This window comes from Proteus penneri (genome assembly GCF_022369495.1).
Lineage (GTDB): Bacteria > Pseudomonadota > Gammaproteobacteria > Enterobacterales > Enterobacteriaceae > Proteus > Proteus penneri.
The window spans coordinates 1801106-1822872 of the sequence record NZ_CP059690.1; the positions used below are offsets into that span (position 1 = coordinate 1801106).

Below are 21767 nucleotides of genomic sequence, written 5' to 3' on the forward strand. Positions count from 1 at the left end.
TATTATTAAACGTTATTTATCAAGCTATCTACATAGCTACTGAGTTATGTTCGTTTAATACACTCCATTTTAAACGCACTACTTAAGACAAAAGGCCAGCTTTAAGCTGACCTTTTCTATTTACATCTTGTTTAACTTGACGTAATCGTTTGCGTATTTAGTCTAAAGAAACACCGATTCGACGTGCAACTTCTTCGTATGCTTCAATCAATCCGCCTAAACTTTGACGGAAGCGGTCTTTATCCATTTTATCTAAGGTATTTTTATCCCATAAACGGCTTCCATCAGGAGAAAATTCATCACCTAATACAACTTTGCCATGAAATAAACCAAACTCAAGTTTAAAATCGACTAAAATAAGTCCAGCTTTATCAAAGAGTTTGCTAAGGACATCGTTTGCTTTATAGCTCAAACGTTTCATTTCTGCGAGGTTTTCTTTAGATACCCAATCAAAGGTTTCACAGTAAGATTCATTGACCATAGGATCATGGCGGGCATCATCTTTTAAGAATAAATCAAAGATTGGTGGATTTAAAAGTGTACCTTCTTCGATACCTAAACGTTTAACTAATGATCCCGCTGCACGATTACGGATAACGCATTCAACAGGTACCATATCGAGTTTTTTGACTAGCACTTCATTATCAGAAAGCAAACGTTCCATCTGCGTTGGGATACCCGCTTCTTCCAGTTTATTCATAATGAAATAGTTAAATTTATTATTTACCATCCCCTTACGATCAAACTGTTCAATACGTTGGCCATCTAACGCTGATGTATCATTTCTAAATTCAAGGATAAGAAAATCAGAAGATTCAGTGGCATAGACTGTTTTTGCTTTTCCACGATACAACTCAGCTTTTTTCTGCATCTGACACACTCCAAAGATGTGATAGGTTTAACAAGAAATTTGCTTCCCATACTCTACTCTAGATTAGATAAAAAAGCTTTTAAAACGTGAGTACTATCACTAAAAAAAATCTCATCGATAATCCACTATCCACAACGTTTTTTTATTAAAAACTACACCATCATTAGAAATCATATTTCAATTAATTCCATTAAATAATGGCACTAATAAAAAGTAGTTTGATAAAGCCAGAAAATATAAAAAGTCAGAATAAGAATAATTATAGATTATATCACCATATTATTTCTATTTTTTAGATTATATTATTAGTAAACACTAGGTCTATTTGAGGTTACACTTATTTAGCGTAATCAATAATAAAAAACCAGATTAATTTCTTTTTATGGAGAATTAATCTGGTTACCAATATTAGTATCAACACGTTTTGATGATTTATCTCTTATCTATTTTTATATTTAAATACACATATTATCTCTTAATAATGTAATGCTTGAATTAAATAATAAAACAGTAGATCTCATAAGCAAACCAACCTAATAAAGCACCGGCAGGTAAATCAATTAAGTAATGTTGTTTCGTAAACATGCAAGATAATGCAATAAACAATGGGAATAAGAAAACCCATGGTCCTAAGCTTGCATAAGCAAGACATGCAGTGAGTGTTGCTACAGAAACATGCATACTTGGAAAACAGTTTGATGAGTCATCAAAATACTGAACGAACTTAAGAAATTTCTCTGATGCAGTTTTACCCGGATTTAAGGTACGCCAATGTGCTGGGGTTGCAACAGGGAATACAATAAAGAAAAACATTTGCATGACTAACAAAACAATATAACTAAAAACAATCATAATAAATTGTCTTGAGTCTTGAATGATCCAATTAAGATATAAAATTGCAGGATAATATAAAAAGCTATAGATCCATGACCACCATGGCCAAAAAGGAATTTTTTCATCAATCGGTGAATTAATAATTTTCACTTCTCTCAATGTATATCGTTGAGTAAAAAAATAAAATTGATAAACACCTACAATAAGTATCCCACTTAATATCAAGTGAATAATCATATCACCAGCGCTCATAAATGCTCCTTCATATAGTCAGAGAGTGCTTTGTTATTTTTATTTAAAAATAAGAATTGAGGCAATATTGCATAAATTTAAACGTATTGCATTAAGATTAATATTATTAATAACTTTAAATTAAATCCTATCATTAAAAGAGTATTCAATTAATGATGTTTAATCTGATAGTTCCAATTGTCTTGTTGTAAACACATTTCAATTTAGATTAATACCATTAAATTAAGATAATAAAAAAAGCCGCACAACCTTTATTGTGCGGCTTCTCATATTTTTCAAAAATAATACTTATTTAACAGGCTTACTGAAAGCGGCTTTCAGTGCAGCAACCATTTGATCATTTTGTGATTGTGTTAATGGTTTACCTTTATCACTGATAAATTGTAAACTACTACGGTTATTTAAATCACCGACTTGTAATTTATAATCCGCCTCATCAACAGTTGGTCTATCAACACCTAATGCACTCCAGTTTGCACTGCTCATTCCTTTATAGGTTACTTCTATTGAACCTTTAGAACGTGTGCGATCGCCCATCTTCATGCCAATACTTTCTAATGCGATTGGTAATCTATCCCAAACCACATCGAATGGAGCACGAACGATAATGACTGGAAGGCCAGCATTATCACTACCACTTTGAACATCAATAATACCTTGTAAGCTACTACTTGCCGTATTTTCGCTTAAATTACGCATACGGTTTAAGCCATCAACCAATTCGTTAAGCATTAAAGTATTGTAACGCTTCACTTCATCCGGATCTGTCATTTCCGTTTCGCCTTGGCGTAAACCTTCGTTAGTCACTGTTAACGAAATAACATTACCTGACTGAGCAATCACTAAACGCTGACGTGTTTGGAAAGGTACGTTTTCATCAGCACGTAACCATGTGATCCAATCTGTATGGATCTCTTTTTGCTCTGCATCACTTTTAACAATCGCAACACCTTTCTCTGTTAAGATAGAGCTAACTTGCTCGTATAGTGTTGTATTTTCTGGTGAATTTGGTAATAACAAACGGCTGTTATCTGCATTGTTTTCACTGCGTGAACCACTTAACAGATTCAGTGCTTGAGTTGGTGGACGAATATCAAGCGCTAAACCAACAGGTTCAGTTTTTTTAGGGGTTGGAATGTCATATTCCCCATTTTGCAAAGGCAACACCATACCCGCCGGAATCGCTAAATTCTTTAGCCCTGCCGTCTCTAAATAAGACTCATCACCACTGACCTGACGTTTATAGCGCTGATCACTTGAACAGGCTGCCAGTAAAACCACCAGCGACAGACCCGCGACTTTCATAATCTTTGATTTATGCAATAGTGTTGCCATTAAAATTCCCTAAGTTTTACAGTATTCCCGCTGTTAACAGCGCTTTCTCAACAATTTGCTGACCTGATGATGTCAACGGAGTCATAGGTAAGCGCAATGTGGCGTCTTCAATCAACCCAATACGTTGACACGCCCATTTAGCTGGGATTGGATTAGGTTCAACAAATAACTGATGATGTAAGTCCATCAGACGTCGATTAAGTTCACGTGCTTTCGCAAACTCACCCGCATTTGCTAATCGACATAATTCTACCATCTCTGACGCAGCAACGTTAGCAGTAACCGAAATAACACCGTGACCGCCAAGTTGCATAAAGTCTAATGATGATGCGTCATCGCCACTTAATAAGATAAAACTATCATCATTAACCAACTCTTGGATTTGACTAACCCTACTTAAGTTCCCTGTCGCCTCTTTAATTGCCACAATATTATCCAACTTGGCTAAACGTGCAACTGTTACTGGCAATAAATCACATCCAGTACGACCCGGCACATTATACAGGATTTGTGGTAATGCAGTGCTTTCAGAAATCGCTTTAAAGTGCTGATACAAGCCTTCTTGTGACGGTTTATTATAATATGGCGTTACACTTAAACAACCTGCGATACCTTTATTTTCAAACTGTTGCGTAAACCAAACAGCTTCAGATGTTGCATTAGCTCCCGTACCAGCAATTACAGGAATACGTCCATCAGCCATATCTAATGTCATTAAAACGACATCAACATGCTCGTCATGACTTAATGTTGCAGATTCGCCTGTTGTACCGACAGAAACAATGGCAGCACTGCCTGCATTAACATGATAGTCAACTAATTTACGTAAACTAACCCGGTCAACATTGCCTTTTGCGTCCATTGGTGTAACCAATGCCACCATACTGCCTGTAAAATTAAATTCGTTATTCACCATAATCATTGCTCCGAGATAGACGTATACTCAATGGTACTCATTCATTGCTCTATTGAAAACTACTTAACTCTAGGTTTCTAATGAAATTTGCTAATATTCTTTGATATGAATTAAAGAGATATAATAATTGAAGATAGTGAGCAAGGGATCTTGGCAGAAATCAAAATTTGTGTTTACCTGTTAAGAATAAACTGAAAGTCAAAAGGAACCTCATTTTGCCCATACCTGATAAACATTTTCTCGTCATTACTGCATTAGGTGCTGATCGCCCTGGTATTGTTGATACCATTACACAATTAGTCAGCCAATGCGGATGTAATATCGAGGACAGCCGACTTGCGATGTTTGGTCAAGAGTTTACGTTTATCATGCTACTCTCAGGTGGCTGGAACGCTATCGCACAGTTAGAAGCGTTGTTGCCGATTAAAAGTGCGGAACTTGATTTATTGACCGTCATGAAAAGAACCAAAAATGGGGCTCCCATTACCTATCCTTCTACCATTGCAGCGAAGGTTGATATTGAAGATGCGCCCGGTATTGTAGAACGCTTTACTAATTTATTTAGCCAGCATAATTTTAATCTCGCTGAATTAATATCTAAAACACATCCTTCAGAAGATGGCTCACCTGCCCGTTTAGAAATACAAATTACGGCGCATAATCCATTAGATGATCATGGTATTGTTATTAATGAGAAATTTAATCAATTATGTACAGAGCTAAATGCTCAAGGCACAATAAGTATCGTAAATAGTCTGATGATGAAACAGTAAAAAATGGAGAATGACCAAATGAACCCATTAAAAGCCGGTGAAAAGGCGCCTCAATTCAGTCTGCCCGACCAAGATGGAGAAATAATTAATTTATCTGATTTCGCTGGTCAACGCGTGCTCGTTTATTTTTACCCTAAAGCAATGACACCAGGCTGTACGACACAAGCTTGTGGCTTACGTGATGAAATGGATACATTAAAAAAGGCCAAAGTTGAAGTATTAGGTATCAGCACAGATAAATCAGAAAAACTATCCCGTTTCGCTGAAAAAGAGATGTTAAATTTTACATTACTTTCAGATGAAGATCATAAAGTTGCAGAAGAATTTGGTATCTGGGGAGAAAAGCAATTTATGGGGAAAACTTACGATGGTATTCATCGTACAACATTCTTAATTGATAAAAATGGTGTTATCGAACATGTGTTTGATAACTTTAAAACCAGTAATCACCATCAAATCGTTCTCGAATATCTCGCTCAACATCCATAATTAAAACTTCGAATAGATAAAAAAACAGACAGTTTACGCTGTCTGTTTTTTTATCTATGCATTCAATACGGTACTTAGCTTTTCTTTATATGTTGTTCATTCGCAATTTCATCAGGTAGTGCATGCAATACAGCTTTTATCAGCGTTGCTAATGGAATAGCAAAGAAAACACCCCAAAATCCCCACATGCCACCAAATATAATCACGGATAAGATAATAACTAAAGGATGCATATTTACAGCTTCAGAATACAGAATTGGCACTAATAAATTGCTATCTAATCCTTGAACAACAAGATAGGCGATAAATAACGCCCAAAAATCAGAGCCTAATCCCCACTGAGATAATGCAATCACAATAACTGGGATCGTCGCTAAAACAGCACCAACATAAGGAACTAAAACAGAAACACCGACGATAACAGCAAGTAATACAGAGTAACGTAAGTCAAAGAATGCAAATACAAAATAAGTGAAAACACCTACAATTATCATTTCAGTGACTTTACCGCGAATATAATTGGTAATTTGCTGGTTAACTTCAATCCAAACTTGCGCTGCCAATATTCTGTTTTTGGGTAAAACACGGCGAACTGCATTAAGCATCTGTTGCTTATCTTTAAGTAAGAAAAACGTCATTAAAGGAACAAGAATAAGATAAATCGACAGTGTAATAATTCCGATTAATGAAGCTAAAGACACTTTTAATACAGATTCAGCCACTGTTGAGAACTTACTACGTAAGTTTTCTGCCATCATATCAACAATACCCGCATCCATTAATGCTGGGAAACGATCGGGTAATTCATGTGCAAATGCATTGAACTTATTGATCATATTTGGGATATCTGAAATCAGTGTCATCCCCTGCTGCCACACGGTTGGCGCTAAAATTAAAATAACAATGGCACTAATACCGATAAAGAGTGTCAGAATTATCGATACTGCCCATATACGGGCACATCCTAATTTTTCGAGTAAATGCGTTGGCCACTCTAAAAGATAAGCAAGCACAATTGCCACTAATAAAGGAGCAAGTATGCCACTGAAAAAATACAGAATTGAAAAGCCAGCAATCAAGATGACCACAAGGGCGATAACTTGTGGATCAGCAAATCGACGTTTGTACCATTGAACAAGCAAGTCCAGCATGAAAATAAAGATCCTTTATAATAATCAGAACAATAGAGCTATATGTATTCATTTACATAAGCAATAATCTTTTGACAGATTTTACGTTAGGTTTTGCTATCATACATCATTAATTATTAATTATTCGTTAAGATAGCCATCAGGATACAGTTGTATGAAACTCAGACTTAAAACCCCTTTAGTCGCGCTTCTTGTTTCTGCGTTGCTATCAACATCAGTAGTGCCAGCGCATGCTGCGATTGATATTGAAGATTCTTTACCTGATATGGGAACTACCGCAGGTTCAACATTAAGCATCAATCAAGAAATCGCTATGGGTGATTACTATACTCGCCAACTGCGAAATAGTGCACCATTAGTTTTTGATCCATTACTTTCTAACTATATTAATAATTTAGGACAAAAGCTCGTTTCTAACGCCAGCTCGGTCAAAACGCCTTTTCACTTCTATTTAGTTAACAACCCAAATATTAATGCCTTTGCTTATTTTGGGGGAAACATTGTTTTGCATTCCGCGCTCTTTCGATATAGCCAAACTGAAAGTGAATTAGCCTCTGTTATGGCTCACGAAATCACGCATGTTACTCAGCGTCATTTAGCACGAATGCTGGAAGATCAGGCTAAAACAACACCTCTTGCTGTTGCCGGCGTATTAGGTTCTATTCTGATATTTATGGCAAACCCAAATGCAGGCCTTGCAACATTTACAGGAAGTATGGCGGGTATGCAGCAAAATATGATCACCTTCACCCAAATGAACGAGCAGGAAGCAGACCGTATCGGAATACAGACGCTCTATCGTGCGGGATTTGATCCCAAAGGGATGCCTGATTTTATGCAAATTCTTGCTGATCAGGTACGATATAGCTCTAAACCACCGGAAATGTTATTAACGCACCCCTTGCCCGATAGTCGCTTATCCGATGCAAGAAGCCGAGCAAGCCAATATCCTGCTCGACAGGTTCCACAGTCAGCTGACTTTCTATTTGCTAAAATGCGTGTATTAACCATGCTGACGAAAAATCCAACATCAGAGAATGCATTACAAACGGTACTTGATCAGTTTAAGCAAGGTACTGCTCTTGAAAAATCAGCTGCAAATTATGCGCTTATACTGATCTATTCTCGTGATCGCAAATTTGATGATGCAAGAAAACTGCTCACTCCTATGTTAGAAAAAGAGCCTAACAATATTTGGCTTATTGATGCCATGACAGATATCGATTTAGAACAAAATCGCGCAGGCGATGCGGTAGCAAGATTACAACTGGCATTGAAACAAAGGCCCAATAACAATGTCCTTATTGCCAACTTAGCTAACTCATACATGCATAATAAGCAATATAACGAAGCTAGCCGCCTACTTTATCGTTATACCTTTGATAACCCAAACGATCCTATTGGTTGGCAATTAATGGCAGAAAATTCAGCCAAACAAGGTGATAGAGCGCATGAATTAGCGGCTTATGCAGAAGATTTGGCCCTAAGAGGTGACTTTGAAACGGCGATCCGTTATTTAGGTGATGCAAGCCGACAAGTCAAATTAGGCAGTAATGATCAAGCTCGCTTTGATGCTCGTATAGACCAATTAAGAAAAATTCAGCAAAGAGACAGTCAATTTAAATAAGGGACAAAATGACCAAGAAAGTGACGATTTATCATAATCCACGCTGTTCAAAAAGCCGTGAAACCTTACATTTACTAGAAGAAATGCAAGTAACCCCTGAGATTAATCTCTACTTAGACACTGCGCCTTCAGTAACAGAAATTAAAACTCTTCTTAAAGCACTAGGGTTTGATGATGCAAGAAAATTAATGCGTACAAAAGAAGAGATCTATAAAACACTCAAACTTGCTGACGAAACGTCACAAGATGCATTAATTCAAGCAATGCATAAAAATCCTAAGCTTATTGAGCGCCCTATTGTCGTTGTCGATAATAAAGCTCGTTTAGGTAGACCACCAGAACAAGTGAAAGAACTGTTTAATTAACAAGATTTAAAGCCCATATTTATATTCTTACCTATATGGGCTTCTGTCTATTTACTTCATTATTAATCCCGCAACCGTTTACTCTCTTTTCTCAATTAAGAAATAAATCATCGAATGTTATTAAATTGTAAGTATTACAATTAGCAAAGAGTTTCTTATTTCCATAATAGAAAAAAATCAATCGTTTTATGCTTTCAAAAATTTTCATCTCAAATTCATATTTTTTATGAGTAAGAAATTGCTATTTTTAAAAACTTTTATCAAGATCACACCATACCTTACGAAGTCACGGTTATAAGAAAAAAATAATCATGTGTTTCATTTATATTGTGACTCAAGTCTCTTTACACAAATACATTCCTACATATCATGGGCATCAGAAAATATGATAGCAGAATTGATAAATAATAAATTCTCGTCGAAATATTTTTTCATTATTATCCAAGAAAGAAACTAACAAGAAGTACACATTTAAAACAATACTGCAACACGGCAATAAACTTTCAATTTGTTATTTAGTCTATCTCTTCTTTAGTTGTTAATTTTTAATTTGATGACAATTAATCGGTGTGAAATGAAGTTATAGATGTATATGAAATAAACAACGTTATAGCCAACATTATGGGCAATTAAAACTAACCAATCATCATTATGATGTCGGGTGATTGCTAGGCTAATAGGAAAACAGATGAATATCGTACTTAGATTAAAACTTGTCTCATTCCTCCAGTTCTTTATATGGGGGTCTTGGCTGGTAACATTCGCCTCGTACCTCTTTGGAGAACTGCATTTTAAAGGTAGTGATGTTGGGCTTATTTTTAGTGCTCTTGGGCTTGCCTCACTTATCGCACCTGTCATCATGGGATTTATTGCAGACAAAATAAATAACCGCAAATTAGTATTTATTACCCTGCATATTTTTTCCGCATTAGCATTAGTGTTAATGTCGCAAATGACAACAGTAACCACCCTATTCTTTGCGACTTTGTTGCACTTGTTGTTCTTTATGCCTAGTATCTCAATGGCAAACAGCATCATTTTCGAACTGTTAGAGCAAAAACATTTAGAACCTAACAACTACTTTCCAAAGATCCGTGTTTACGGCACAGTCGGTTTTATCGCGGCCATGTGGGTTATTAGCTTCTTAGGTTTAGGTAATAGCTACCACCAGCTCTTTGTGGCTGCAATTGCTTCTATTATTCTCGCTATTTTTGCCATGTTCTTACCTGCAACAAAAGCTATTGACAAAAATGAAGCTAAAGCAGAAGAAGCAGCATTTAGTCTTTCTAATATTTTGCACGTATTTAAAAAGAAAAATGTCGTTGTTTTCTTATTCTTCGCAACATTGTTAGGATCTGTACTGCAAATTACGAATACTTTTGGTGTACCATTCCTGCAAGATATTGCACAATCTCCAAATGCAGATGATTCATTCTTTGCACGTTACCCTTCCGTATTCTTATCTATTTCACAAATTTCAGAAGTCGTCTTTATTTTATTCCTACCTCTGCTACTAAAACGTGTAAGAATCGAAACTATTGTTTTATTTAGTATGATTGCTTGGATTTTACGTTTCGGTTTCTTTGCTTACGGCGACTACACATCATTAGGACAAATCGTCTTATTATTATCAATGATTGTGTATGGCTGTGCATTCGACTTCTTTAATATCTCTGGTTCACTGTTCTTAGAAAAAGAGATCCCATTGCAATATCGTTCAACAGCACAAGGTATGTTTATGACCTTAGTGAACGGTTTTGGTACTTATTTAGGTGCGATGTTAAGTGGTTGGGTCATTGATTTATATACTACCAATGGTGCAGTTGACTGGAAATCATTCTGGCTAATCTTCACTGGTTACACCGTTGCAATTACTGCACTTTATCTGATTTTCTTACTGGTACCACAGAAGAAAACTAAAGTAGTAGAAGCACACTAATTATTTAACCCTCCTCCTTTATTGTTTGTCTTTCTCACCGCTTGCCTTTTATAAAGACAAGCGGTTTTTTATCTCGTATTTTTATCGGGAAAGATAAAAAGAAATGTTCACCATTAATAAGCAACAAAAAATTGTTATCTTCAAAGGGTATTTAATTTCGAAAAGAGGGGTTAGATTTAGATTATTCGCCTCACCTAATAAGATGAGTGAGGCCATTTAAAGTTTGAGTATATCTTTCACAAATGGGATGGTCAGTTTACGCTGAGCAACAATAGAAGCATGATCAAGTTCATCGAGCATTTCAAATAAGGTACGCATTTTTCTATCTAAACGTTTTAATACAAAACGTCCAACATCTTCAGGTAGTTCAAACCCACGAAGTTTTGCTCTTAATTGCAACGCTTGAATTTTTTCTTCGTCACTTAAAGGCTGCAAACGGTAGATTTGTCCCCAATCAAGGCGAGATGCTAAATCAGGAAGTTGTAGTTCTATTTGGCGAGGCGGTCTATCCCCTGTAATTAATAAACAGGTTCGCCCATGCTCTAACACTCGGTTATAAAGATTAAATAAGGCGAGTTCCCACTCTTCATCACCCGCAATACATTGAACATTATCGATACAAACTAAGGATAAATGTTCCATACCTTCAAGAACATCGGGAACAAAATAGGCGCGTTTATCAAGAGGAACATACCCCACTGCATCACCTTTTAAGGAGAGCTCTGCACAAGCGGCATGTAATAGATGACTCTTTCCACCTCCGTCACGAGACCAGAAATAGATATAACTGCCATGAGATTGATGAATGGCGGTTCGAATTGCCGCGACTAACGACGCGTTTTCCCCTGCATAAAAGCTATCGAATGTCTCATCATCGGGCAGAGATAGTGGTAATGATAGCTGTGACGGCGTATTCAGAAGCACCTCACCTGAATAGTGTAATAAACATGGTGATTCTAACACAAATTCTCACAAGGTCAGAATCAATATTAAAAAAGCACATGATACTGGTTAAGATAACAGCAAGATCACCATAATAAGTCTATTTTATATACTCCAAGCCCCTTATTGAATTGTTACTTAGCGACCCCTTAAATTATTTAGAGCAAAATCAATAAATATTCCATGTTAATAAGTTTCACTTGGTTATCTGAAGTTTAATTTCGCAACATCATTACCGGAAGGTTGCTGATAAATGTCGAGTTTAAAATATTTGGCTGATGCGTTTATATACTCAAAAATTTCAGATTGAGTTTCTTCATATTCAACCCAAGTGGTTGCACGAGTAAAGCAATATAACTCTACTGGTAATCCCATTGGGGTCGGTGGCATTGTTCTGATCACCAAATACATATCAGGTCGAACATCGCCACGCATTTTTATCCAATTTAGCATGTACTTGCGAAATAATTGTAAGTTAGTCACGCCTTTTGTTTCTAACCACTCATTAATATCACCAATCTCTTCTTCTTTTCCTTCAAGCATTGTTTCTATGCTATTACGAAGCGGAGCGGTATTTTTTAATTCTAATACTAATTCTTGCGTTGCAAATGAAATCGAAGATTGGTCAATATAAAAACTACGTTTAATCCGACGCCCTCCTGATGAAAACATCGGTTGCCAATTAGTATATTTTTCAGTCAAAAAGTCTTTGGTTGGAATACGGGAAATTGTATTATCCCAATTGCGTACAGTAATCGTATGCAATGCAATATCAATAACCTCACCGCTGATATTACTACTCGGCAATTCAATCCAATCATAAAGCTTTAATACTTTTCCATTAGAAATAAGAATATTGGCAACAAAAGAGATAAGTGTATGCTGAAAAACAAACATTAACACCGCAGCAATAGCACCAAAGCTTGAGATAATAATAAGTGGTGACTGTTCAGTAAATAACGCAATGATCAAGATAAAAGAGATAATCCAGACCACAATTTTGGCAATCTCAATATAGCCTTTGATGGAATTATTCCGATGCCACGCTTTTTTAGCATGCCTAATATTGAAGATATCAAGGGCGTTATTAAGTAATGAGGCGATATTGATGATAATAAAGGCACGAGCAACCGTCTCAAAGATAATATTCATTTCCGTTGAAAAAGACGGTAGTAGCTGATTAATATAGAGAACGAGTGTAACAGCAACAATAGATGCACTCTTTTTAGCGATATCTTCTATGGTTTCTTCATCTGAAAGCTCAGTAAATAAAAAAAGTAAACGCTTTGCGATTCGGCGGAAAATCATTTTGGCGAGAAACCATACCACTAACAACACAATAACTAAAAATATTGTGGTAAAAATCTGCTTTGATGTAATGAAATCATAAATTTCAATCAGGTTTTTCATAAATTACGTTATACCTTTATTGAGATACCTCAACCTTAAAACGAATATCACTTAAATCGCAGATAAGATGCCTATTTCGCATAAGAACAGACTACCATTGTCTCATTTATTTTATTTAAATAAACATCATGAGTGAATTATTCATGCTTTTCTAAGTCTTAAACGCTTAAAATATCAAAAATCTTAGTTTTTAATATGACACAAGAATAAAACACAATAAAAAAAGGCGGAGATCATCCACCTTTTTATTAATTTCAGTATATTGCTTTAGATTTTCTTAATCGATTACTTTTTATTTGCTGTACCACTAACCGACTCAATGGTGTTATCCGCTAATTCTGTTTCGGGACGAATAATGCTGACGAGTTTAAAAATCAAACTTAAAACAATACCCACGATGGTTGCTAATGCCATGCCTTTTAATTCAGCCGCACCAATTTGAATGGAAGCACCACTCACACCGACAATCAGAATAATAGCCGTTAATATCAAGTTTTGCGGTTTATTATAATCCACTTTTGAATCTAATAAGACACGAATACCTGATGCACCAATGACACCGTAAAGCAGTAATGAAACTCCGCCCATAACTGGAACAGGCACAGCAGCTATAGCCGCAGCCAGTTTACCAACACAAGATAATAAGATAGCGAGAATTGCTGCACCACCAATAACCCATGAACTGTAAACCTTAGTGATAGCCATAACACCAATATTTTCACCATAAGTCGTATTTGGTGTTGAACCAAAGAAACCCGAAATAATGGTAGAGAAACCGTTTGCGAACATAGAACGATGTAAGCCCGGATTTTTCATTAAATCGCGTTGCACAATATTTGCGGTAACAACAAGGTGTCCAACGTGCTCAGCAATAACAACTAACGCGGCGGGTAGAATAATAAAGATAGCACTCCATTCAAAACGTGGTGAATAGAATGTTGGTAGTGCAAACCAGTTAGCTTCTTTAATTGGCGTAATATCAACAACGCCCAAGAAGAAAGAAAGAGCATAACCTGCTAATACCCCAATAAGAATAGGAATAATAGCAAGAAATCCTCTAAACATCACTGAACCTAAAATAGTCACACCTAAAGTGACCATAGAGATAAGCAATGTTTGACTATCAACTGGTGCATCCGCACTGGGTAATAATCCTGCCATTCCTGCTGCGGTTCCTGCTAATTCAAGCCCGATGACGGCAACGATTGCGCCCATTGCTGCAGGCGGGAACATCACATTAATCCAACCTCGCCCTGCTATTTTTACAATACCTGCCACAAGACAAAATAACACGCCACAGACGATAAATCCTCCAAGTGCTAATTCATACCCTAATGGTAATAGCAAAAGCACCGGTGAGATAAATGCAAAGCTTGAACCTAAATAAGCAGGAATGCGTCCTTTACAAATAAAGAGATAAAGCAGGGTTCCGATCCCGTTAAATAATAAGATTGTTGCCGGATTAACTTTAAATAAAATTGGCACAAGTACGGTGGCGCCAAACATTGCAAACAGATGTTGAAGGCTCAACGGGATTGTTTGTAATAATGGTGGGCGCTCTTCTACCCCGATTGCACGACGAGTCATGCTTACGACCTCTCTTTAATATGAATGTGAAATTGGTTTGTATTTTTAACTTCATACTCGTCTTATTTTAAGTCGCCAAGTTGCTGACTAAGCCCTCTCACACTAGTCATCTAACAACACCTTAAAATATTTAGAGTTTAATAATAAATAAGTGATCCAAAAAAAAGCCGACTATCAAAGTCGGCTTAATTATTATTTTGTACCAAATATCTTATCACCAGCATCGCCAAGACCTGGAACGATGTACCCGTGCTCATTAAGATGGCTATCAATAGATGCAGTATATAATTCCACATCTGGATGAGCTTCTTCTAATGCCTTAATACCTTCTGGAGCAGCAACTAGTACTAATACTTTAATTGAAGTACAGCCCGCATTTTTTAATAAATCAATTGTGGCAATCATAGAGCCGCCTGTTGCTAACATAGGATCAACAACAAGAGCCATACGTTCTTCAATATTGGATGCTAATTTCTGGAAGTAAGGGACAGGTTTTAATGTTTCTTCATCGCGGTAAACGCCAACTACACTGATTCGGGCACTAGGAATATTTTCTAATACTCCATCCATCATCCCGATACCTGCACGGAGGATAGGAACTACTGTGATTTTTTTTCCTTTAATCTGTTCTATCTCTACCGGACCACACCAACCTTCTATTGTTACCGTCTCTGTTTCTAAATCGGCGGTAGCTTCATACGTCAGTAGACTGGAAACTTCTGAAGCCAGTTCACGAAAGCGTTTAGTGCTTATATCATGATCTCGCATCAGCCCCAATTTATGTTGAATGAGTGGGTGTTTTACCTCAACGATCTTCATAATTTCTCCTAATGTACGACGCAGCCTGACAAAAAAATCGCGAGATTATACCGCTTTTTTGCCAACATTCCATCGTTTTTCTATTGATATTGATCAAGCGCACAGCTTTTAACCACACCAACATGAATAATTGTGACCTATAAAGAAGATCCTCGCAAACGTTTGCTTTGCCTGTTAGAATAGCGTCCGCACACATTTTTTCTTAACAGCAACTTGCCGTGAGGGCTCTACGTGACTAACAAATCCTCTCTCAGCTATAAAGATGCCGGTGTCGATATTGATGCAGGTAATGCTTTAGTCGATCGTATCAAAGGTGTAGTAAAAGAAACCCGCCGTCCTGAAGTTATGGGGGGTTTAGGTGGTTTTGGCGCACTTTGTGCAATTCCTTCTAAATACCGCGAACCTATTTTAGTTTCAGGCACAGATGGCGTAGGAACTAAACTTCGCCTTGCGATGGATTTAAATCGCCATGATGACATCGGGATTGATTTAGTCGCAATGTGTGTCAACGATTTAATTGTTCAAGGTGCAGAACCCCTTTTCTTCCTTGACTACTATGCCACAGGAAAATTGGATGTCGATACCGCAGCTCGTGTCGTAACAGGTATTGCAGAAGGTTGTAAGCAATCTGGTTGTGCATTAGTAGGTGGCGAAACAGCAGAAATGCCCGGTATGTATCATGGCAATGATTATGATATCGCAGGCTTTTGTGTTGGCGTGGTTGAAAAATCAGAAATTATTGATGGCAGTAAAGTTAAAGCTGGTGATGCACTCATTGCTTTAGCATCCAGTGGTCCTCATTCTAATGGTTATTCATTAGTCAGAAAAATTCTTGAAGTCAGCAATACGCAAGCAGATAGCACATCACTAGGTGACAAATCATTGGCTGACCATTTGCTAGCTCCTACTCGTATCTATGTAAAATCCTTACTGTCGCTCATTAAAAATGTTGATATTCACGCGGTAGCGCATATCACTGGCGGTGGATTCTGGGAAAATATTCCTCGTGTATTACCTGAAAACACACAAGCGCGTATTGACAGTAAAAGCTGGGAATGGCCGTTGGTTTTCAAATGGTTACAAGATGCTGGACAAGTCAGCACACATGAAATGTATCGCACCTTTAACTGTGGTGTTGGATTGTTAATTGCCGTTAACCCAAATGATGTTGAAAAAACATTAGCCCATCTTGCTGAGTGTGGTGAAAACGCATGGTTAATTGGCAAAATCGCGCCACAAGCTGCGGGTGAAGCACAAGTTATTATTAACTAATGAAAACATGTGAATGAAAAATATTGTCGTCCTTATCTCTGGAAACGGCAGCAACCTACAGGCGATTATTGACGCCTGTAGGGCAAATAAAATCACAGGTAATGTGGTTGCTGTCTTAAGTAATAAAGCTGATGCATATGGTCTTGAACGGGCAAAACTTGCTGATATTCCAGCTTATTTTGTTGATCCAACTCTATATAATGACAGAGCTGATTACGATAAAGCATTAATTGAAAAAATCGATGCTTACCAACCCGACATTGTGGTTTTAGCCGGTTTTATGCGCATTTTATCGCCTGATTTTGTGACTCATTATCAGCATAAATTATTAAATATTCATCCTTCTTTGCTTCCTAAATACCCCGGATTACATACCCATCGCCAAGTTTTAGCGAATAAAGACTCTTTTCATGGCGTTACCGTCCATTTTGTTACAGAAGAACTTGATGGTGGTCCTATGATTATTCAAGCGCGCATTCCTGTTTTAGCTGACGATACTGAACAATCCTTACAAACAAGAATACAAGCAGAAGAGTACCGTATCTATCCATTGGCGATCGGATGGTTAGCTGATGAGCGATTAAAAATGCAGAATAATCAAGCTTTTCTCGATGACATTGCGCTTTTCGACAACCTTGGGTAACTATTTCATTTAAGATAAAAAGTCACATTGTGCTACACTGTAGCCCGCGTGACTTTTTTTGTGTCATCCTTTTCTCTTTTTATTCAATGCATTCACCGAGGTGCTTATGTCCGGTGGTAAGAAAGTTCCACCTATAAAATTACGTCCTCTCGAACGAGAAGATCTCTCTTTTGTTCACCAACTTGATAATAACGCTAGCGTTATGCGCTATTGGTTTGAAGAGCCTTATGAGGCTTTTATCGAGTTAAGCGACCTTTATGAAAAACATATTCACGACCAAAGTGAACGCCGTTTTATTGCCGAAAATGACGGCACTAAAATTGGACTTGTCGAGCTGGTTGAAATTGATTATGTTCACCGTCGTGCTGAGTTTCAAATTATCATCGCCCCTGCGCATCAAGGCCATGGATATGCTGCACGAGCAGCGAAGCTGGCAATGGATTATGCTTTTTCTGTACTTAATTTATACAAGCTCTATTTAATCGTCGATAAAGAGAATGCTAAAGCGATTCATATTTATGAAAAGCTTGGCTTTAAAAAGGAAGGTGATTTAATAGATGAGTTTTTTGTTAACGGTGCCTACCGTTCTGCGATTAGAATGTGTACTTTCCAAGCACCTTATTTTGAAAAAAAAGCCAAAGAGGCAAAACCCGAAAATTTTGTTAAACCGGGTGCGACTATAAAGCAACATGTCTGATTTATTCAGATATTAAGATTTAACTTTAACCCTAGTTGGAGTTCAGATGTCCCAGGAACGACTCTATATTGATAAAGAGATCAGTTGGCTTGCGTTTAACGAACGTGTATTACAAGAGGCGGCTGATAAACGAAACCCGTTAATTGAAAGAGTCAGGTTTCTGGGGATCTATTCAAATAATCTTGATGAGTTCTATAAAGTCCGTTTTGCTGATGTTAAACGCCGTATTTTAATTAATGAAGAGCGTGGCTCACGCTCTGCATCAAGCCATGCTCGCCATCTTATCAAAAAAATTCAGTCAAAAGTGGCTAAAGCTGACCAAGAGTTTGATGCTTTATACAATGATTTGTTACTTGAAATGGCGCGAAATCAAATCTTTTTAATTAATGAACGCCAAATCTCACCTAATCAACAAATTTGGTTACGCCAATATTTCCGTCAAAATTTAAGAAAACACATCACCCCTATTTTAATTAATCCTGAAACCAATTTGGTTGAATTTCTTAAAGATGACTATACCTATTTAGCAGTTGAAATTGTGCAAGGGCAAACTATTCATTATGCTCTGCTAGAAATTCCATCAGATAAAGTCCCTCGTTTTGTTATTCTGCCAACAGACCAAGGGCGTAGTAAGAAAAAGTCCATGATTTTATTGGATAATATTTTACGCTACTGTCTTGATGAAGTGTTTAAAGGCTTTTTTGATTATGAGTCATTAAGTGCTTATTCCATGAAAATGACACGAGATGCAGAGTACGATCTTGCGACAGAAATGGAATCAAGCTTACTTGAAATGATGTCATCGACATTAAAGCAACGCCTTACAGCAGAGCCTGTCCGTTTTGTTTATCAGCGTGATATGCCTGATGAAATGGTGGCATTGCTGCGCAGTAAGTTAGGTTTATCGAATAATGACTCCGTCATTGCTGGTGGTCGTTATCATAATTTTAAAGATTTTATTAACTTCCCAAATGAAGGAAGTAAATTTCTATTAAATAAGCCGATCCCTCGCTTACGCCATATTTGGTTTGATAACTTCCGTAATGGTTTTGATGCCATACGTGAACGCGATGTCTTGCTCTATTATCCTTATCATACTTTTGAACATGTGCTGGAATTGTTGCGCCAAGCTTCTTTTGACCCAAGTGTTATCTCAATAAAAATCAATATTTACCGTGTTGCTAAAGATTCTCGGATCATTGATTCGATGATCCACGCTGCGCATAACGGCAAACGTGTCACGGTCGTTGTTGAGTTACAAGCACGTTTTGATGAAGCAGCGAATATCCACTGGGCAAAACGCCTAACAGAAGCAGGTGTACATGTTATTTTCTCTGCTCCGGGTTTAAAAATTCATGCGAAATTATTTATTATTTCTCGCTTAGAAGATGGTGAAATCATTCGCTATGCCCATATTGGTACGGGGAACTTTAACGAAAAAACAGCCCGTCTTTATACTGACTATTCACTATTAACCGCTAACACTGAAATTACCAATGAAGTCCGCCGCGTCTTTAACTTTATTGAAAACCCTTATCGCCCTGTGACTTTTGAACATTTGATGGTTTCACCACAAAATTCACGTATTCTTTTAAATCAATTAATCACAAATGAAATTCACAGTGCTCAAGCCGGACATCCTGCAGGGATCACATTAAAAGTGAATAATTTAGTTGACGAAGAGTTAGTTAATCGCCTTTATGACGCATCAGAAGCCGGCGTAAAAATACGATTATTAGTCCGTGGAATGTGTTCTTTAGTCCCTAATCAACCAGGATTTAGTGAAAATATTCAGGTCACCAGTATTGTTGACCGCTTTTTAGAACACGACCGTGTTTATGTGTTCACTAATAAAGGCGATGAAAAGATCTTTCTCTCTTCTGCAGATTGGATGACAAGAAACCTTGACTACCGTATTGAAGTTGCAGTGGCTTTGCTTGATCCTCAACTCAAACAGCGCGTTCTAGATATACTGGATATTCAATTTAATGACACAGTAAAAGCACGTTATATCGATAAAGATTTAACAAATAGCTATGTTCCTCGTGGAAATAAACGTAAAATCCGTTCCCAGCTTGCTGTCTATGAGTACATTAAATTGTTAGAACAACCAGATTCACGAGCGTAATTTTATGCCTTTATCACAAGATGACACTTCACCACGTCCTTTAGAAATTGCGGCTATTGACCTCGGTTCTAATAGTTTTCATATGATAATTGCACGTGTTGTTAATGGTGCATTGCAAGTATTAAGTCGTTTAAAGCAGCGAGTTTATCTTGCTGATGGGCTTGATGATAATAACGAATTAAGCGAAGAAGCTATGTTACGTGGGCTTTCTGCTCTTTCTCTTTTCGCTGAAAGGTTACAGGGCTTCCCCGCAGAAAATGTCACCGTCGTAGGAACACATACTTTGCGTGTCGCCACTAATGTTAAAGTCTTTCTTCAACGAGCCAAAGACGTTATTCCTTATCCTATTGAAATTATTTCAGGCCATGAAGAAGCACGACTTATTTTTATGGGTGTTGAACACACTCAATCAGAAAAAGGTCGGAAACTCGTTATCGATATCGGTGGTGGTTCAACAGAACTCGTTATTGGTGAAAATTTTGAGCCCATTTTAATCGAAAGCCAACGCATGGGTTGCGTCAGTTTTAGCCGTCAATTTTTCCCTGAGCAGAAAATTAGCGAATCCGCTTTTCGTAAAGCGCGAGAAAAAGCAGCGCGTAAAATGGAAAAAATTGCATGGCAATATAAAATGACTGGCTGGGATGTGGCTTTAGGGGCATCAGGAACAATTAAAGCAGCCCATGAGATCTTAGTTGAGTTTGGTGAAAAAGACGGTGTTATCACACCTGAACGCCTACTTATGCTCACTAAACAAGTTTTACGATTTAAGAAATTTAAAGATATTGCCCTGCCGGGTTTATCTGATGAACGTAAACGTGTTTTTGTACCAGGTTTGGCTATTTTATGCGGCATTTTTGATTCTTTAGGATTAAAAGCCTTACACCTATCTGATGGTGCATTACGTGAAGGTGTGCTTTACGAAATGGAAGGCCGATTTCGCCATCAAGATATTCGTCAGCGCACAGCTAAAAGCCTTGCAGAGCACTATAATATCGATAGAGAACAAGCAAAACGTGTTCTTGACACAATGCAATCGCTTTACGCTCAGTGGGCACAACAAAATCCTAAACTGGTTCGCCCTGATTTAGAAGCTATTTTAGTTTGGGCTGTCATGTTACATGAAGTAGGATTAAGCATTAATTTAAGTGGATTACATCGCCATTCTGCCTATATTCTTTCAAATACTGATTTACCCGGTTTTAATCAAGAGCAACAGCTGTTATTAACAACCCTCGTTCGCTATCACCGAAAAGGGATCAAGTTAGATGAGTTGCCTAAATTTAATCTTTATAAAAAGAAACAGTATTTTCCACTCGTACAAATACTAAGGCTGGCGACTTTACTGAATAATCAACGACAATCAACAACAAAACCTGCCTCTTTGCGTTTAGTTACAGATGAAAATCATTGGACACTTTATTTTCCTAAAAAATATCTTTCCGATAACACATTGATGGAATTGGATTTAGAAAAAGAACAAGAACATTGGCAGTCAGTTCCCGGTTGGAAACTGGATATAAAAGAGGAATCTGCTTAACAATATGATATTATACAGAAAAAGACGCTAGTCAATGCGTCTTTTGTTGCATCTATCATACAACGACTATCACATAACAACATAGGTTTGATTTGTGACCATAATATGAACATCACCAACGCAATATTGTTCAAGATTCATATATTTTATACGGAGAAGACCGATAATCATCCTAAAATG

19 protein-coding genes are annotated in these 21767 nt (G+C 37.2%); 10 read left to right on the plus strand and 9 right to left on the minus strand.

The genetic code is table 11. From position 1 onward, the window contains the following. Positions 1-157: 157 nt before the first annotated feature. The 4 genes from purC to dapA form a co-directional block, all read right to left on the minus strand. Positions 158-871, minus strand: coding sequence for a phosphoribosylaminoimidazolesuccinocarboxamide synthase (gene purC, locus H1225_RS08255; RefSeq protein WP_006533035.1), 714 nt, complete (start codon positions 869-871; stop codon positions 158-160). 495 nt (positions 872-1366) lie between these two features. Further along, positions 1367-1957 carry a phosphatase PAP2 family protein gene (locus H1225_RS08260; RefSeq protein WP_006533036.1) on the minus strand — a complete coding sequence of 197 codons (591 nt, stop codon included), beginning with the start codon at positions 1955-1957 and terminating at the stop codon, positions 1367-1369. Positions 1958-2245: 288 nt separating this feature from the next. Continuing rightward, on the minus strand, positions 2246-3292 hold the full coding sequence (gene bamC / locus H1225_RS08265) for an outer membrane protein assembly factor BamC (RefSeq protein WP_109847322.1): 1047 nt from the start codon (positions 3290-3292) through the stop codon (positions 2246-2248). Positions 3293-3308: 16 nt separating this feature from the next. Beyond that, positions 3309-4208, minus strand: coding sequence for a 4-hydroxy-tetrahydrodipicolinate synthase (dapA, locus tag H1225_RS08270; RefSeq protein ID WP_023581903.1), 900 nt, complete (start codon positions 4206-4208; stop codon positions 3309-3311). A 215-nt stretch (positions 4209-4423) separates the two neighbouring features. Here dapA and H1225_RS08275 point away from each other — a divergent pair, with 215 nt between their 5' ends. Both H1225_RS08275 and bcp read left to right on the plus strand, forming a co-directional pair. Then, positions 4424-4981: a glycine cleavage system transcriptional repressor gene (locus H1225_RS08275; protein ID WP_072064193.1), complete on the plus strand. Its 558-nt coding sequence runs from the start codon at positions 4424-4426 to the stop codon at positions 4979-4981. Positions 4982-4999: 18 nt separating this feature from the next. Continuing rightward, positions 5000-5470, plus strand: a complete 471-nt coding sequence (gene bcp / locus H1225_RS08280) for a thioredoxin-dependent thiol peroxidase (protein WP_072064194.1) — start codon at positions 5000-5002, stop codon at positions 5468-5470. A gap of 74 nt (positions 5471-5544) precedes the next feature. Here bcp and H1225_RS08285 read toward each other — a convergent pair whose 3' ends face one another. Further along, entirely contained in the window at positions 5545-6621 is a 1077-nt protein-coding gene (locus H1225_RS08285) for an AI-2E family transporter (RefSeq protein ID WP_072064195.1), read from the minus strand. Between the two features lie 154 nt (positions 6622-6775). Between H1225_RS08285 and bepA the strand changes: the two genes are divergently transcribed. The 3 genes from bepA to H1225_RS08300 all read left to right on the plus strand — a co-directional run bounded on the left by bepA (position 6776) and on the right by H1225_RS08300 (position 10552). Beyond that, positions 6776-8248, plus strand: a complete 1473-nt coding sequence (bepA, locus tag H1225_RS08290) for a beta-barrel assembly-enhancing protease (protein ID WP_072064196.1) — start codon at positions 6776-6778, stop codon at positions 8246-8248. An 8-nt stretch (positions 8249-8256) separates the two neighbouring features. Next, on the plus strand, positions 8257-8613 hold the full coding sequence (gene arsC, locus H1225_RS08295; RefSeq protein WP_072064197.1) for an arsenate reductase (glutaredoxin): 357 nt from the start codon (positions 8257-8259) through the stop codon (positions 8611-8613). Between the two features lie 688 nt (positions 8614-9301). After that, positions 9302-10552, plus strand: a complete 1251-nt coding sequence (locus tag H1225_RS08300) for an MFS transporter (protein ID WP_109847318.1) — start codon at positions 9302-9304, stop codon at positions 10550-10552. Between the two features lie 216 nt (positions 10553-10768). Here the strand turns inward: H1225_RS08300 and hda are convergent, their stop codons facing one another. The 4 genes from hda to upp all read right to left on the minus strand — a co-directional run bounded on the left by hda (position 10769) and on the right by upp (position 15310). Beyond that, positions 10769-11476 (minus strand): DnaA inactivator Hda, encoded by a 708-nt coding sequence (gene hda, locus H1225_RS08305; protein ID WP_006533048.1) that lies wholly within the window; start codon positions 11474-11476, stop codon positions 10769-10771. 222 nt (positions 11477-11698) lie between these two features. Continuing rightward, positions 11699-12904, minus strand: a complete 1206-nt coding sequence (locus tag H1225_RS08310; RefSeq protein WP_006533049.1) for a mechanosensitive ion channel family protein — start codon at positions 12902-12904, stop codon at positions 11699-11701. 285 nt (positions 12905-13189) lie between these two features. Further along, positions 13190-14491 carry a uracil permease gene (gene uraA / locus H1225_RS08315; protein WP_072064200.1) on the minus strand — a complete coding sequence of 434 codons (1302 nt, stop codon included), beginning with the start codon at positions 14489-14491 and terminating at the stop codon, positions 13190-13192. 192 nt (positions 14492-14683) lie between these two features. Then, positions 14684-15310 (minus strand): uracil phosphoribosyltransferase, encoded by a 627-nt coding sequence (gene upp / locus H1225_RS08320; RefSeq protein ID WP_006533051.1) that lies wholly within the window; start codon positions 15308-15310, stop codon positions 14684-14686. Positions 15311-15541: 231 nt separating this feature from the next. Here upp and purM point away from each other — a divergent pair, with 231 nt between their 5' ends. The 5 genes from purM to ppx all read left to right on the plus strand — a co-directional run bounded on the left by purM (position 15542) and on the right by ppx (position 21587). Then, positions 15542-16582, plus strand: coding sequence for a phosphoribosylformylglycinamidine cyclo-ligase (gene purM, locus H1225_RS08325; protein ID WP_161669419.1), 1041 nt, complete (start codon positions 15542-15544; stop codon positions 16580-16582). A 13-nt stretch (positions 16583-16595) separates the two neighbouring features. Continuing rightward, entirely contained in the window at positions 16596-17225 is a 630-nt protein-coding gene (gene purN, locus H1225_RS08330; RefSeq protein ID WP_006533053.1) for a phosphoribosylglycinamide formyltransferase, read from the plus strand. A gap of 106 nt (positions 17226-17331) precedes the next feature. Further along, on the plus strand, positions 17332-17922 hold the full coding sequence (gene speG, locus H1225_RS08335; protein WP_006533054.1) for a spermidine N1-acetyltransferase: 591 nt from the start codon (positions 17332-17334) through the stop codon (positions 17920-17922). A 46-nt stretch (positions 17923-17968) separates the two neighbouring features. Beyond that, on the plus strand, positions 17969-20050 hold the full coding sequence (ppk1, locus tag H1225_RS08340; RefSeq protein ID WP_006533055.1) for a polyphosphate kinase 1: 2082 nt from the start codon (positions 17969-17971) through the stop codon (positions 20048-20050). 4 nt (positions 20051-20054) lie between these two features. Beyond that, complete coding sequence (ppx, locus tag H1225_RS08345; protein ID WP_072064204.1) at positions 20055-21587, plus strand: exopolyphosphatase; 1533 nt, start codon at positions 20055-20057, stop codon at positions 21585-21587. Positions 21588-21767 lie beyond the last annotated feature (180 nt).

Bases quoted from the DNA above. Each gene is read 5' to 3' on its own strand.
- uraA (WP_072064200.1), bottom strand. From the start codon at position 14,491: ATGACTCGTCGTGCAATCGGGGTAGAAGAGCGCCCACCATTATTACAA.
- upp (WP_006533051.1), bottom strand. From the start codon at position 15,310: ATGAAGATCGTTGAGGTAAAACACCCACTCATTCAACATAAATTGGGG.
- purC (WP_006533035.1), bottom strand. From the start codon at position 871: ATGCAGAAAAAAGCTGAGTTGTATCGTGGAAAAGCAAAAACAGTCTAT.
- ppx (WP_072064204.1), top strand. From the start codon at position 20,055: ATGCCTTTATCACAAGATGACACTTCACCACGTCCTTTAGAAATTGCG.
- bepA (WP_072064196.1), top strand. From the start codon at position 6,776: ATGAAACTCAGACTTAAAACCCCTTTAGTCGCGCTTCTTGTTTCTGCG.
- bcp (WP_072064194.1), top strand. From the start codon at position 5,000: ATGAACCCATTAAAAGCCGGTGAAAAGGCGCCTCAATTCAGTCTGCCC.
- ppk1 (WP_006533055.1), top strand. From the start codon at position 17,969: ATGTCCCAGGAACGACTCTATATTGATAAAGAGATCAGTTGGCTTGCG.
- H1225_RS08260 (WP_006533036.1), bottom strand. From the start codon at position 1,957: ATGAGCGCTGGTGATATGATTATTCACTTGATATTAAGTGGGATACTT.
- bamC (WP_109847322.1), bottom strand. From the start codon at position 3,292: ATGGCAACACTATTGCATAAATCAAAGATTATGAAAGTCGCGGGTCTG.
- H1225_RS08310 (WP_006533049.1), bottom strand. From the start codon at position 12,904: ATGAAAAACCTGATTGAAATTTATGATTTCATTACATCAAAGCAGATT.
- H1225_RS08300 (WP_109847318.1), top strand. From the start codon at position 9,302: ATGAATATCGTACTTAGATTAAAACTTGTCTCATTCCTCCAGTTCTTT.
- H1225_RS08285 (WP_072064195.1), bottom strand. From the start codon at position 6,621: ATGCTGGACTTGCTTGTTCAATGGTACAAACGTCGATTTGCTGATCCA.
- arsC (WP_072064197.1), top strand. From the start codon at position 8,257: ATGACCAAGAAAGTGACGATTTATCATAATCCACGCTGTTCAAAAAGC.
- purN (WP_006533053.1), top strand. From the start codon at position 16,596: ATGAAAAATATTGTCGTCCTTATCTCTGGAAACGGCAGCAACCTACAG.
- dapA (WP_023581903.1), bottom strand. From the start codon at position 4,208: ATGGTGAATAACGAATTTAATTTTACAGGCAGTATGGTGGCATTGGTT.
- speG (WP_006533054.1), top strand. From the start codon at position 17,332: ATGTCCGGTGGTAAGAAAGTTCCACCTATAAAATTACGTCCTCTCGAA.